The organism is Chitinophaga terrae (ex Kim and Jung 2007) (assembly GCF_900107795.1).
Taxonomy (GTDB): Bacteria; Bacteroidota; Bacteroidia; order Chitinophagales; family Chitinophagaceae; genus Chitinophaga; species Chitinophaga terrae.
Map to the genome: position 1 here is coordinate 416,459 of NZ_FNRL01000002.1, position 15,106 is coordinate 431,564.

Consider the following 15,106-nt stretch of genomic DNA (forward strand, 5'->3'; position numbering starts at 1 on the left):
AAGTGGGTGTTTATGGAGTAAACATAAAATGATATTGCCTCCTGTCATTGTAAAAATGCGAAGCAAAAAATTTTTATCTTGGTATATGTTCCGATATGAAGAATACCCCGTATCCCCGGTCGTAGTAAATTATATCAAGAAATGCTGGGTGCTGGACAATGCCTCCGGCGCTGTTGCTGTAGCAGGCAAACAGGTGTTGCCAAACGGCTGTTTTAATATTGCATTTGTTACAGGCAAAGGAATAGGCGTAAAAAGCAGCAAGGCAGATGTCTTTATGAAAGAAGGAGTATACCTTTGCGGCCAGCTTACCGCCAGCATCAGTATTAACATTAATGAATACACGAAAATATTTCTCGTCCAGTTCTATCCCTGGGCGCCGGCGCATTTTATACGGAACGCAATACCTGAAACCGCCGATGCATTCATTGATCTTTCCCTGCTTGAACATAACCTGGCATTGGATTTTGACCCTGCAAACGAAGCCGCTGTTATGCAATACTTTAATTCGGGCGCCTTTTTAAGAAAAGGAAATATCATTACCTCTGCCCAGCATGCCTGCCAGCTGATAAGACAACAGAGAGGAAATGTCAGGATAAAAGAAGTAGCTGACCAGATGGGATGTTCTAACAGGTACCTGGAAACTGTTTTCCAGTCGGTATTGGGAATAAAACCCAAAGAGTATGCAGGCATTATCCGGATACGCAGCCTGGTAGACCGCCTGCAGCAGGAGAGCCATGCAACCAGGTTTAGCAGCATCGCCCTGGAAGAAGGGTTTTATGACCAGGCTCATTTCATTAAAACGTTTAAAACAATGTTGAACATCTCTCCAGGTAAATTCAGGTCGGATGATTATTTACTTACAAGGAACGGTATCAGTTATTGAAAAAAAAAGAGATTGCTGGAAAACAATCTCTTCTAACCTAAAATATGAAAAAAATGAAAAGCCTGGCATTCCTCAATACCAGCCTTTTTATTAATAAGCTCTTCCCGGCATAATGCTGTATTTACCTGCCACCCCCTCGAAATACAAAGTGTTTTTACCTTGCCGGATATCGAAGTTCCTGCTCTTTCCATCAGGTCCTTTTACCGTCCAGAAACCAGGTTTCAAGCCTGTTAACGTCACTTTTGTATTCGCCTGGATGTCGAGATCGATAGCCGTATTAACCAGTTCACTGCCCGTGCTCATGCATACGAGTTGATCTGCGAGGCCTACCAGGTAGTAGGAAGGATATTCCCGGAAGCGGATTGGCAGGGGAGCGGCATCGCCTTCTGTCATCTGGAAAACAGTAAGGAAGCGATCGTGTTGATTGGCGGCGGAAGGAGAGATCATAATACGATGCGCATTGGCTTCTGCTTTATCTGATTTGATATCGAACTGTTCATCGAAATTGCTGTTGGCGGCTTTACCGCTCAGTATTTCCATCGTTCTGTTGGCAGCTGCAGGAATTAGCATATTTACATACGTTTTGCCCACATGGCCATTCAGCTCATTGCTTAATACCAGTTGATCCCCGTTTTTCACGGGAGGTTGAATAGTATTGATCTGCCAGTATTTTTTGAAGTCTGCTTTTGCAGTGGTCATATCATCGGTGAGGATGATGGCTGCCGGAACATCCTGCCTTCCCAGGTTCAGGAAGCAATAACCTCTCGTATAGTTAGTCATCTTCGCTGTATAGGCGCCTGTCAGATCTGCTTTGAAATAACTGAAGGCAGGCTTTTGGGCGGAAGGACCAAAATCGGCTGATAATACCTGGCCATTGTCGAACCATGGATCGGTGGTAGTTTCAGCTGGCGACATAGGAAAACGTTGATTAAAGCGGGTACCGCCATCGTTGTCTTTTGCCCTGAACAACCACTTCTCATCCGGGTCTTTGGCCAGCATCATACTGTGAGAGATCGAACGTTTGTTGAAGTTATAGTCGTATGGCGAACCATAGGAAAGATATAGCCCAATATCGCCTACCTGCATGCCATGATGAAATATCTGCAAGGCGCCGGCGTCGGAGTGCTGGTGATTGGCAAAATGATAACCGCCGCCTTTGATCTCCGCGATCACATCTTTACTATCAGGCGTATTATCCCAACCGGTACGGGTAACCAATCCTCCCAATACATGACCGAAATTCTTTGTAAGGGGCAGGGAGTTGAGATTATGATCTGCTTTCAGCGCAGGATCATTTACCAACAGGAACAGCACCGGATTGTCGGGAAGTCCGCCTTCCCTTTCAAATTCGCCTTTCAGTATAGGATCATTGGCGTAGGAAGCGCATAGCAGCATAGTTTGCGGTTGTTTCCAGTACGGGCGTTTCCCGTTTACATTCTTTACATTGAACATATCGCCATCCCTGAGCATATAGCCGTCGGGCAGGCGCATGTACAACCAGAAATAAGGAAGTTGTTTGATGTTGTCGTCAAATACGGGGAAGCCGGTCATGCGATAATACAGCCATACTGCATGCATTTCCCAGCCTAAACGATATGCGCCGTAATCTACGCCCTGGTTGTGCCGGGGCGATTCGTATTCAAACTTCCGCATTGGTACCAGTTGTTCCAGTATGGTATATGAAGTGTATTTATAAAGCTCCGGGTTTTCGTCGTACAGTGCGAGGCTCATAGAGAGCAGGTCGCGGCTTACCTGGGCTTCATTACCATGGCCGTTTACAATGCTATCCATAAACGGAGGCCATCCTATTTCCATTTCCCTGGCCAGTTTCAGCATGTGCGAGTAAAGCTGTTGCTTATCGTCTTTACTCAAAAGATCAAAGCACCAGTCATAAACCAACGAACCGGTATAGATAGCCCTGCCTATTTCACGGGTAATATCGCCATATGTTACGTTCCCGAACTCCAGTACCGAGAAATAGTCGACCATCAGTTTAACGGCTTCTCTACCCACTTTTTCATCTTTCGTCATCAGGTAATAGAATGCCTTGGTTTCTGCCGCCTTCTCCACATCTTCTCTATAAAAGATCTCTTTGTTGATATCAAATTCGAAATGAAAAGGCATTGTAGCGGCGGCAGTCACTTTTTCCCAGGCCTGCCGGTTTTCTCCTATTGTCAGGCGGCTCTGAACAAGGGATAGCGACTGCTTATTCACCCAGATCCGGGGATGCCCTGCAGGCGGAATAATTTTAGGAACATAGTTCTTTGCAGCAGCAGGAACTGCAGGGTCATTATAATTCTTCCATTCCAGGTGTCCTAACTGCACTCCTTCAGGCAACCAGACTTTTACAGTTTGTTCCCTGCCGTTCAGTTCAAATTTGCCTGTTACCTGGTTGCCGCGCCTGAAGGCGTCGTAGAGGATTCTTTTGGTTGGTCTTTGATCTCCTACCTGGAGCTTGATATAAGTAGTTACAGGATTGCCTTTCTCGTCTTTCATGATATCTGTTGCAGGGTTGGTTGGCATGGCGTAGGTCGACAGCTCATAAGTTCCTGCAACGGGGGCTTTGATCTTAAATGTGAGGTCGGGGGCTGCTGCATTGCTGTCGAGCCGGGAAGCTGCGCCAGGCTTCAGCGCTACCCATTTTTCTTTGGCGCTGGTCAGTACCCGGGCAGTACGGCTGTTTATCAGCGCTTTTGACGCCGGTTGTTTGTTCACATACTTATCGCCAACCACATAAGGGTAGGCTTGGGAGAATACTGCTAAGGAACCCAGGCTTAGCAAAAGAAGTAATAAAAATCCTTTTTTCACTTTTTGTCAATTTTTCAGGTAACGGGGACGAACAATAGTGTAGGAGAGGAACTATGTTGACCTATAGCGACTCTTAATTATTGGCTGATATACTGATTCATAGGCAGTTATGTACGGTCTATGAAATTTTGTAAACAAATATATGCTTTTTATGTAAGCAAAAATACTGGGAAAATGATTTTTTAGGGAGAGATAAAAAAAATCCCGGCCGCAGGGGCCGGGACATCAAACTATGCGATAAAAAGAGATCAGAAACTAAGATTTAAACGGGCAAACAGGAACCGTCCGTTAAAACCAAACTGTTGAGAAGCGCGGGAATAAAGGAACCGTCCGGAGCTGGAATTAGCCACCGAAAGTTCATCCGGATACACATCCAACAGGTTGTTGGCGCCAATTGTAAGCCGCAGGGCAGGGATAAATGCATAGCTCACACTCAGGTCGGTGATCACTTTGCCGCTGTAAACATCCTGGTTAGCTACTACGTTGGTAGCTTCTGTTACCTTGCCGAAATAAACATTTCTCAGGAAGAAGCCCCATTTGCTGATATTGTAGTTAAGCGTCAGGTTAGCTTTGGTTTGCGGAACCGCCGATTCGAGGTAGATGCGGCTGGCTTCATCAAAATAAGTACTTTCTTTTCCTGCCAGCAGCGGTGATGCGTGTACAGGCCCAACAAGGGATGTTTTGGCGAGAGTACCTGACAGGTCGGCCCTGAAATGTCCTTTACCCGCCCTGGTTGTATAGGTGATCACCGCATCTATACCCCTTGTTTCTGTATTGATGGCATTAGCAAAGAACCGGGCTGTTTGTGCATTGGCGCTGCGAAGGATGTTATAAATTTCCTGCTCCTGCGGGGTGCCTGTTTTATTGCCGGAGAACTGGCCGGTATAAACAATGCGGTCGTTGATCCTGATAAAGTAACCATCTACCGTGATCTTAACAGGACCAAGGTTGCTGGTGATACCCGCGCTGTAGCTGTATGAAGTTTCCTGTTTCAGCTTGGGTATGCCTAACAAAGCAGCTACGCGGCTATCGTTGGTAAACGTGCCTGATTCAACAAACACCCCGTCTGTGAAGATGCTGGAGGTTGCGCTGAAATACCGCTGGTGCAACGATGGCGCCCTGAAACCGGTGCTGGCGGCAGCGCGCAGCAGGAATTTAGGACTGAACTGGTAACGGCTGGCTATCTTCCAGTTTAAAGTAGATCCGAAGTCTGAATAATTCTCAAACCTTAAAGCTCCGTCGACAAGGAATTTTGAAGTGAAGTTCGCTTCCACATCTCCATACACGGCAATGGATGTACGATATGCACTGATGGCGTTAACAGGACTGAAGCCGGTAAAGCTTTGGGCGCCTCCTGCAAACGCGCTGCCGTTGGCGGCAAACCTGGTAGATACATTTCCACTTGGATCAGGGATCAGTATAGGCCTGCCATCGGCGCCGGTGCCTATGTTCCTGGCGTTGCCGTAGTTGGTATAAGAGGCTTCGCTGCCCGGTAAGATCTGGTATTTTTCAAAGCGGTGTTCAGCGCCGTAAGCGACGTTCAACCCGCTTAACACCTGTTCAAAGAAACGGCTGAAATCCAGGTTGGTCGTGTTTTGCAGGAACCTGTAACCTCCGGCTTTAAAACTGGTTGGCGAAGCTTTTAACATAGAGGCGTTCAGGGTATTAGCCACTGTGAAGTCGATGCCATTTTCGCCATAGGTGTTGCTGAAATCTACTTTCCATTCGCCCAGTTTTCCGCGGATACCTGCGGCCAGCGAACGGTCCCTGTTATCGGTCACTATCTGCGGCAGGAATCCGTTAGGGTAAATAGTGTCGTTGTTCTGCGTAAGCTGGGCGGGCATCCTGTAAAAGGCAACCGCTTCTCCATGCCTGTAGTTCAGGCCTCCGAAAGCATATACTTCTGCATTTTCACTAACAGGAAGAGAAGCGTTCAGGAAAAGGGTACCGCCACGGTTGGCAGACTGGCCTATACGCGTATTGAAATCTTTACGGGTAAGTCCTCTCTTCGCCAGTTCCTGTTCTGTAATATCTTTTCCTTTAGGCGATCCTGGCACGTCTGCAAGTGCAGGATCATTGTAATCGGAGAAGATAGTACCTGTAAATATGCCGCCCCTGTTAGCTGCATTCCTGTAGTCATAAGAGCCGGAGAGATTGATGTAACCGCCTTTGGTACCTAATGGAAGCCCGTAGTTCAGGTTAGCCTGGACGGTTTGTCCATCCAGCCCGTTCTCTGCGTTTTTAGATACAAAGCCGCCGGTAGTAACGCTTGCATTCAACCTGTTTACATCATCGTTCAATACAATGTTGATAACGCCTGCAATAGCGTCGGAACCATATTGGGCGGCAGCGCCGTCTCTCAGTATCTCAATACGTTTAATAGCGGCGGTAGGAATCGCGTTAAGGTCTGTGCCTACGGAACCTTTACCGAAACTGCCGTTGATGTTCACAAGAGAAGTGGTATGCCTTCTTTTACCGTTGATCAATACCAGCACCTGGTCGGGCCCCAGGCCTCTTAAAGAAGCAGGATCGATATGGTCTGTTCCGTCTGAAAGGGTTTGGGTATTGGACGAGAAAGAAGGAGCAACGTAGTTTAATATCTGGTTGATGGAAACCTGCGGAGCAGTTTGCGCAACCTGTTTGATATCTACCACATCTACAGGCACTGCTGTTGTAAGCTGGCTGCGAGGCGCGCTGCGCGAGCCCAGTACCACAACTTCATTAAGGCCTTCGGCAGAAGTAAGCTGGAAATCGACCGTGGCGGTCTGGCCACTTACAACGGTCACTTCTTTTTCTAATGCCTGGTAGCCAATATAGCTGGCGCTGAGTTTATAAGTTCCTGGTTTAAGGGTAAGGGAGAAATGCCCCGACGAATTGGTGACCGTACCGGTATTAGAGCCGATCACTCTTACAGAGGCGCCTATCAATGGTTGGTTCTTGTCTGAGATCGTGCCTTGTATGCTTTGAGCGAATGCGATATCCGATAAAAGCAACAGCACTGCAAGGGCGTAGAGTTTCACTTTCATACTGTTTGGTTTATGCTGATGGAGTTATAAATTGGTTGACTTGGGAACAGGGAAACATTTACCTGTTGGTTGATGTAAAAAGGAAAATCTTGCTGAATAGTTTCCGGGTTTCCGTGCAATCAGCCTTTTACTGATTGTTGGTGGTAAGATGATAGAACGAAAGTAGAGAATATTGGCGAGCTAAACAATAGTCTACTTATTATGTAGAGTATTTATTTTTTGCATGATGCGTATACAGTAATATCTTTAAGTATTATGAGTAAAAAAGCTGCTGTTAAGCTGCTGGTTAACATGCCTCCTGTGGCGAGGGTTTCTGTGAGTTTAGCGTTAGCCCTGGCAGTATTCGTATTATTTTATTTTACAGGGACCAGGATCAATCCTCTTGTTTTTGCAGTGATGCTGTGGGATGTTTTTGCCATCTCTTATATCGTTACAGGGTGGATTGTATTTTACAGCAGGAATGTTGCTGAGATCAGGACCTGGGCCAGGGTTGATGATGGCAGCCGTTTGTTTGTATCTGCTATTGTGATAATAGCAGCAGTTGCCAGTTTAGTGATCGTTTTGCTGATGCTGTTATCAGACGACCTGGGGGCATCCAAAATAATATACCTGCCTGTGGCGATCCTGGGCATGCTTGCTTCCTGGGCTATGGTACATACTACCTTCGCTTTCCATTATGCGGATGTTTATTATGATGATGACGAATCAGATAATACCCGTCATGCAGGCGGCCTGATGTTCCCGTCAGAAAAGAATCCTGATTATATCGACTTTGCTTATTTTTCTTTTGTTATAGGGATGACCTTCCAGGTGTCGGATGTGCAGGTCAGTCGCCGTGTGTTAAGGCGGCTGGTATTGTTGCATGGCCTCATTTCCTTTATTTTGAATACCTTTGTTGTGGCGTTAACAGTAAACCTGATTGCAGGGTTGAAACAATAAACCGGGTTTATTGAAAAAAAATTTTGGTTTGTAATTCTTTTTTCTATCTTTGCAATCCCAAACGAAAACGCCGCGTTGGTCAAGGGGTTAAGACGCCTCCCTTTCACGGAGGAATCACGGGTTCGATTCCCGTACGTGGTACAAAGAGCATTAAAATGCTTTAAAACCTGCAAAGCAAATTTGCAGGTTTTTTGTTTTTAGAAAATAATCAATCTCCCCCCAAAGATCCTGTTTACTCCACATCAATGATCAGCGCCTAAGCTTGGCAATTTCCTACAGGTTTGGTAACTTATACCTGAGCAAGGTCTACATCACATGAACAAAGAAATGGAACTGGGAACCCTGAAGTTTAAACTCTCTGAAGAAGGGAATAACATAAGAATAAATTTCCCCGGCGGGGAAGCCATCCTGGAAAATCAACGCATCGGGAAGGTATCGGAGTTGCTGGGACACAATTTCAGAGTGGTTAAAGAACATTACCTGTCAATGATCCAAAACGAGATTGAAAATTTCGACCTCGCAGATATCGATAAAATAAGCCTTGAAATTGTGATCTATTACCTGTACATGTATAATTCCTGGAAGAACCATTACGAAAAGGAGAAAGACAGGGATTTGAAATTTGATCCCCGGGATCTCAATAACCCGCCGGCCGCCGATGCTATTTTCCGTTACTATAAAAAGAAGTACCCTAAACAATGGAAAAACAAAAGCGCTGTATTGTTAGGAATGACTTTAAAAGAACTGGATGAATATTACCGGGGCCGGGAAAGGTATTATAACAAATAGTTGTTATCCGGCTGTAACCACACCTTCATACCCGGTGCAGTTCTTGCACTCTTTCAGCAAACAATACTTGCAAGATCATGCCAGAAGGTCCATCACTCGTTTTGCTAAAAGAAGCGCTTGTTCCTTTTGTAGGTAAAAAGGTAACGGATGTGGAAGGGAATACACGTATTTCACTCCCTGTTATCAAAGGAAAGAAGATCACGGAAATTAAAACATTCGGGAAAGAGCTTTTGATCTGTTTTCCTGGTTTCACTATCCGTATCCATTTCCTTCTGTTCGGTACCTACCGGATAAACGAGCGTAAAGATATGGCGCCACGATTGAGGCTGGTGTGCGGTACACAGGAAGTGAACTTTTATACAAGTTCTATCCGCATCCTTTATGAACCGCCTGATGACCTGTACGATTGGAGTGCAGATGTATTGAGCCCTCAATGGTCGCATCGCAAAGCGATGGCCAAACTGGCAAAGATCCCCGATACTATGGTATGTGATGCCATCCTCAATCAGCACATCTTTGCAGGTGCAGGAAATATCATCAAGAACGAGGTACTATTCCGCATACGGGTGCATCCGGCTACACTGGTTGGTCAGCTGCCTGCTAAGAAAAAGAGCGAGCTGGTAAAGGAAGTGGTCAACTACAGCTTCCAGTTCCTGGAATGGAAACGGGCTTTCGTATTAAAGAAACATTGGCTTATTCATACCAAGAAGATCTGCCCCCGTTGTCATATTCCCGCACACAAAGAATATCTTGGTAAAACCAACCGCCGAACTTTTTACTGCGATAATTGCCAGGTATTGTATGAATAAAATGTTCGGTATTTTTATGCCTGTGTTGTAAACCCGCACATTTCTTAACTTCACAGAAAATGGCAATTAGTTACCTCGATAAGATAATTCCTTCGGGCAGCCCACGCTGGCTAATGGGACAAACACTGCATTTGCCGGGGAAAGAAAAATTTGCAGGATATAAAGGAAAGGGACTCTCCTGGGGTGTAATTGAACCGGATCAGCTGAACGCAATCGATATGCTGGGGCTATGGCCAGACGATACCAGTACTACACATATACCTCCAATAGTGGCAACGCTTCCTAATCTGAAAACACTCATCATTCCTTCCTGGTTTGTTGCAGACCTTAAGTCCGCAGACCTTCCGGCTAGCTTGGAAGCGTTACAGGTTGGAGTGGCAAACGAGAAAAAGCCGAAGGTTTATTGGGATAAAACATTGGTGTTTCCCCATATCCAAATGCTTGATCTGGGCAGAGTGTCGTCGGATTTCTATGCAGGTTGTTTCACTGGCCTCGATCGAACGCTGACAATCGCTGCAGATAATAAAAAACTCTCTTTACAGGAAATTGGCCGGTGCGAAAAGCTGGCTAACCTGTTTCTTCATAAGGCAGCTTCGGTTGCCGACATAAACAACGCAGGCGCCCCCAATCTTCAATTTGCAGGTTGGATGGAAGCGAAGAATACGGATTTCATCGGTCTTGAAGGATTTAACCAGGTACGGGAAGTTGAGATCAAGTGGAATAAAGCGTTGACTTCCCTGGAAGGGTTGGAACAACTGCCACAGTTGGAACAGCTTGAAATTGCCGGATGTCCTAAGCTGGCCAACCTTGGGGATATCGCTTCTGTTAAAAGCCTGAAATGGATGCGTATTATAGATTGCGGCTCTGCATGGATACCAAACGACACAGAGCTTAAAAGAAGATTTACACAGGCAGGTTTTGAAAAGATCCGCCTTGAACCTTATGGGCGGCATACATTGCTGGAAGCCTGGAAAGTGCTGTAGTACGGCAGATCCAGGAATTGTAGTTGTATCTTGTTAGATCAACTGGTTTTCTGTGGGCTAAATGTCTGTATTGGAAGAATAACAGGAAATAACAACGCTGAAAACTGCATTAAAGTTAGAACCTGCCTGGCCGTAAACTGTTATTTGTATACAGATCCTATATTTTCGGTCCCGTGAACATAACATTTAGTATTTTTATCCAGACGCGTCATTTACCAGGTAATGTTATTTCATTTCAATCGGGTTCTTACTGGGTATAATCAACTTGTTATCAGGGCTGTAGCAGTCCTGCTGCTGCTCGTATGTACATGCTGCCAGGCCTTTGCGCAACGGCCGGCCGGCGTCGACTATAATTTTTCGCATATCGATATCAACAAGGGGTTGGCCAGCAACCATGTTTCTGCTATGTTGCAGGACAGGAAAGGGTTTGTATGGATCGCTACAACTGCACTGCAGCGGTACGACGGGAATAATCTTGTAACGGTAGCCAGCTTCGACAGGATACCGGGGTCTATTTACTATGACGATATCTGTTTATGTGAAGACAGGAAAGGACGGATCTGGATGGGAACGCCCGATAATATCCGCGTTTATGATCCTGTAACCAGCGAAGAGAAAGTATTGCCGATTGCCAGCAGGGTATTCAGACCTGAAGGCCTGCAATGCACACAGCTCCTGGAAGATCACGAAGGCGTTATCTGGGCAACATCCAACGATGGCTTGCTCAGGTTCAATGAAAAAGCCGGTATCTTTGAAAAGGCTACCATGGTGCCGGAAGCCGCCCGCAGTATAATGCTCGACGCTATCATGGAAGATAATGAGGGCGCGCTCTGGTTAAGTGGGAGAGAGGGCCTTTTTATTCTTGATAAAACCAGGAAACATCTCTATACCAGCCACAACAACCCTAAGAAAATATCCGCTCTCAACATTCCGGTTACCAGTTACAAAAAGATCTATAAAGATCCCTTCAACAGAATATGGCTGGCAGCCCGTAATGGATACCTGTATGCATATGATCCTGGTTCTAATAAACTAAGCGCCTACCAGTTAAAATCACCGCCGCAGATAGGCAATTTCGTTGAACGGGTTTTTGACATCATCGCTGATTCTGATAACAACATCTGGGTAGCTACAGAAAAGAGCGGGATATACAGGTACAACAGGGCTACAGACGAATTTGATCTTAATATCCTCGAGGGCAATAATGAACCTAAAGGACTGCATTACGCTTATGAGGTCAATTGCTTCATGAACGATAGGGAAGGCCATTTGTGGGTAGGTACAGACGCCGGTATCAATATCCTTAGCCTGCATAGCAAAAGCTTTCGTTTCCTTGATCATAAAACCAATTTTGCAAAAACAACAGCTAAATTGCCGGATGCAGAAGTTACAGGCGTATTCAAGGCATCTAACGGCGATGTATATATAGGGTACTGGGGCCAGGGCCTGGGCAGGTTAAGCCCTAATCTCGAACTGCTGCGGACTTACAACCACTTCACCACAGACCCGGCTGTGAGCATCCCTGAAGAGAGGTCGCTGGTCTGGAGCTTCGCGGAGCTAAGCAACGGAACAGTGCTGGTTGGTCAGGAAAACGGGAATCTTTCTCTCTTTAACCCTGCTACAGGTAAATTCACAAAACATTTAACCGCCCGGGAATTCTTCCAGCAAACCTTGTTGCACCTGGAGCCATATAACGACTCTACTGTGTGGGTTGGGTTGTATAAACGCGGACTTTCGAAATGGAATCCGAAAAATGATTCCTTTCAACATTTCCCCGAGATCATCGACTCGCTGAAACGCCCTGTTTCTGTAATGGACCTGGTGCCCGAAAACGACAGCATACTTTGGTTGGGAACAAGTACTGCCGGGTTGCTCAGGTTCAATACAGCGAAAAGAAGTATTGACAATCGTATCTGTTTCCAGTATAACAGGTATGTATACAATAATATCACCTCCTTGCTCCGGTACAACGACAGCCTGCTGATCGCAGGAACAGATCACGGCCTGTGGATCTACAATTTCCACACAGATGAAAGCCGGCCTTTGCTGATCAACAACCAATTGTTTGACCAGTGGGTTTTAAGCATTGCTTCAGGGAACAAAGAAATGCCGGGCACCATCTGGCTTACCACCCAGTACGGCTTTTACAGGTACGACCTGGGCACAAACAGCCTGGAAACTTTCATACAGAACGATGATATTATTGATAATAACAGGAAGGTAAGACGCAATATCATTCACCTGGCAAACGGGAATATACTGGTAGGAGCCTCCGACCATGTAGTGTCGTTTGATCCCGACAACCTGAAGGTTTCACCTCCGCCTCCTGATGTAACTATTATCAACCTGAAGGCGCTCGACAGCGTTATCCTCTTCCAGTCTGCAAACCACGACAGTACGCCTGTAACGCTTAGCTACAAGCAAAACTTCATTTCCTTCGAATTCAAAAGCCTCCAATATCACCACGAAAAGCTCAGGTATTATTACCAGTTGGAAGGAGTAGATGATAACTGGGTGGTAGCCGAAAACCTGCTGATCGCGAAATACACCAACCTGCCCCCGGGCATGTATACCTTCAAAGTAAAGGCAGTTAATACTGCCGGTACTTTTTCCGCAAATGTAACGACGCTACGTTTGTTCATTCAACCAGCGTTCTGGCAAACCAACTGGTTTAAGATCGGTTGCCTGTTGCTGGCCATTGCCCTGTTTTACTTCTATTACAAAATGCGCGTTCATTCTATCAGGAAAGAAGCGAAGGAACGGGAAGCCATTCAACAGCGGATCGCCCAGTTGGAGATGAAAGCGCTCAGGGCGCAGATGAACCCGCACTTCATTTTCAATGCGCTGAACTCTATCCAGATATTTGTAATGAAGAATGATACGGAGCAGGCGTTATCGTACATGAGCCGCTTCGCTAAATTGATCCGCAATATCTTAGATCATTCCCAGTTAAATAATATTCCCATCACCGAAGAGGTGAATATGCTGGAGAACTATATGGAGCTGGAAAAACTCCGTTTCTCGGATGGTTTCGATTATGAAATAACAGTTGATCCGGAGCTGGATGCAAATATCTCTGATGTTCCTACCATGGTTATCCAGCCTTTCGTGGAAAATGCCATCTGGCATGGTTTGCTGAACGATAAGAAGAAAGGGAAGCTACTGATCAGCTTTACCAAAGTGAACGACCGGATACTGTGTATGATAGAAGATAACGGGGTAGGAAGGGAGAAAGCGACCGCTATTAAACAGGGAAAATCCAGGCATCAGTCCAGGGGCCTGCAGATCACGAGAGACAGGCTATCGCTGTATAACAGCCGGTTTAATGTAGATGCAAGTTTTGAAATAATAGACCTCTTCGATGAAGAAGGCAAGCCGGCGGGAACAAGGGTTAATATCTGGTTTCCATTGGTAAAAGAATAAAAAAGGGTAAGAACTTTTCCTACCCTCTTTTATATGGATTAGCTTAATCCTAATTCAAAATGCCGTTCAGGAATTTCTATATCTAAAAAACCTTTTTTAAACAGCCATTTTTTGAAGATCTTCTGTACTTCGTACTCACCATGTACCAGGAAGAGTTTTTTCACTTCTTTAGGGTCCTGGCAGGCCAGCCACTGGCTAAGATCTTCATAGTCGCCATGGGCGCTCATAGAGCGTATCACTCCAACCTCTGCATTTACTTTGTAACGGGTACCGTAGATAGAAACTTCCTGCGCTCCTCTCATCAGCCGGCCGCCTAACGATTCAGGCTCGCAGTATCCAACTATCAGTATGGTATTCCTTTCGTCGTCGATGTTGTTGGCGATATGGTGTTTTACACGCCCCGCTTCCGCCATGCCCGATGCGGAAATGATCACGCAGGGCTCTTTGCGGAAGTTAAGCAGCTTCGACTGGTCAACTGTTTTTATGTATTTCAATCCCGGGAAGTCGAATGGGTCGCTATCCCTTTTCAGCAGCGCTGATACTTCCTTGTTGAAAACTTCGGGGTGCGCTTTTGTAACTGCCGTAGCTTCAGTAGACAGCGGGCTGTCTACGAAAATATCTACAGGCGGAAGTTTCCCGTTCAGCTGGGCTTTGTTCAGGGCATATAAAAGCTCCTGGGTTCTTCCCACGCTGAAGGCGGGGATGATCAGTTTGCCTTTCTTCTGTATACAGGTTTCCTGTATATAACGTAATAGCTCATTATCGGCAGGCGCGGCATCGGCATGCAGCGTACTGCCGTAAGTTGATTCCATCAGTATGTAATCGGCCTGCGGAAAAACGGCGGGCGATTTCAGGATATCATCATTATACCTGCCAATATCGCCGCTGAAAGTGATCTGTTCTGTTTTGCCATTCTCTGTTATACGCAGGTGTACGCAGGCTGCGCCTACTATATGGCCGGCGTCAGTGAACATGAGTTGAATGTCGGGGTCCAGTTGTATCCAGGTGTTGAAATTAACCGGTTTCAGTGAGCCGATGGCGATCTTTGCATCTTCAACGGTATACAGCGGGGTAACGTAAGGAAGTCCTTCCTTTGCCTTCTTTTTGTTGGTGAATTTTACATCGTCTTCCTGTATCTCTGCCGAATCCAGTAACAATATTTCTGTCATGTCGCGGGTTGCAGCGGTACAATAAATATCTCCTGCATATCCCATTTTCACCAGCCTTGGTATCAGGCCTGAGTGATCGATATGGGCGTGAGAAAGGACCATGTAGGTAACTGTTTGCGGATCAAAACCGAAATCCCTGTTCAGGCTGTCGGTATCCGGTCCCATTCCCTGAAACATTCCGCAGTCTAATAAAATCTTCTTTCCATTCTTAAGTGTGATCAGATGTTTTGATCCTGTAACGGTGCGCGCTGCCCCATGAAATGCGATTTTCATATTG

Annotated in this window: 9 protein-coding genes and 1 tRNA gene; 7 read left to right on the plus strand and 3 right to left on the minus strand. The window is 46.0% G+C overall.

The features are described from left to right. Positions 1 to 85 precede the first annotated feature (85 nt). Positions 86 to 883, plus strand: coding sequence for a helix-turn-helix transcriptional regulator (locus BLV62_RS03855; RefSeq protein WP_168927869.1), 798 nt, complete (start codon positions 86 to 88; stop codon positions 881 to 883). 90 nt (positions 884 to 973) lie between these two features. On the opposite strand, the gene BLV62_RS03860 is transcribed toward BLV62_RS03855, so the two are convergent. Together BLV62_RS03860 and BLV62_RS03865 are read right to left on the minus strand one after the other, a co-directional pair. Then, positions 974 to 3,691, minus strand: a complete 2,718-nt coding sequence (locus BLV62_RS03860; RefSeq protein WP_089758867.1) for a hypothetical protein — start codon at positions 3,689 to 3,691, stop codon at positions 974 to 976. Positions 3,692 to 3,939: 248 nt separating this feature from the next. Further along, on the minus strand, positions 3,940 to 6,717 hold the full coding sequence (locus BLV62_RS03865; RefSeq protein ID WP_089758869.1) for a TonB-dependent receptor: 2,778 nt from the start codon (positions 6,715 to 6,717) through the stop codon (positions 3,940 to 3,942). 255 nt (positions 6,718 to 6,972) lie between these two features. Here BLV62_RS03865 and BLV62_RS03870 point away from each other — a divergent pair, with 255 nt between their 5' ends. The 6 genes from BLV62_RS03870 to BLV62_RS03895 all read left to right on the plus strand — a co-directional run bounded on the left by BLV62_RS03870 (position 6,973) and on the right by BLV62_RS03895 (position 13,660). After that, positions 6,973 to 7,656 (plus strand): DUF1345 domain-containing protein, encoded by a 684-nt coding sequence (locus BLV62_RS03870; protein ID WP_089758871.1) that lies wholly within the window; start codon positions 6,973 to 6,975, stop codon positions 7,654 to 7,656. A 69-nt stretch (positions 7,657 to 7,725) separates the two neighbouring features. Further along, positions 7,726 to 7,797, plus strand: a tRNA-Glu gene (locus BLV62_RS03875). Positions 7,798 to 7,971: 174 nt separating this feature from the next. Further along, positions 7,972 to 8,445: a hypothetical protein gene (locus BLV62_RS03880; RefSeq protein WP_089758873.1), complete on the plus strand. Its 474-nt coding sequence runs from the start codon at positions 7,972 to 7,974 to the stop codon at positions 8,443 to 8,445. A 77-nt stretch (positions 8,446 to 8,522) separates the two neighbouring features. After that, positions 8,523 to 9,254, plus strand: coding sequence for an endonuclease (locus BLV62_RS03885; RefSeq protein WP_089758875.1), 732 nt, complete (start codon positions 8,523 to 8,525; stop codon positions 9,252 to 9,254). A gap of 59 nt (positions 9,255 to 9,313) precedes the next feature. Further along, complete coding sequence (locus BLV62_RS03890; protein WP_139169911.1) at positions 9,314 to 10,237, plus strand: leucine-rich repeat domain-containing protein; 924 nt, start codon at positions 9,314 to 9,316, stop codon at positions 10,235 to 10,237. Positions 10,238 to 10,459: 222 nt separating this feature from the next. Further along, positions 10,460 to 13,660: a ligand-binding sensor domain-containing protein gene (locus BLV62_RS03895; protein ID WP_089758879.1), complete on the plus strand. Its 3,201-nt coding sequence runs from the start codon at positions 10,460 to 10,462 to the stop codon at positions 13,658 to 13,660. Positions 13,661 to 13,698: 38 nt separating this feature from the next. Here BLV62_RS03895 and BLV62_RS03900 read toward each other — a convergent pair whose 3' ends face one another. After that, positions 13,699 to 15,102 (minus strand): MBL fold metallo-hydrolase RNA specificity domain-containing protein, encoded by a 1,404-nt coding sequence (locus BLV62_RS03900; protein WP_089758880.1) that lies wholly within the window; start codon positions 15,100 to 15,102, stop codon positions 13,699 to 13,701. Between the last annotated feature and the right edge of the window lie 4 nt (positions 15,103 to 15,106).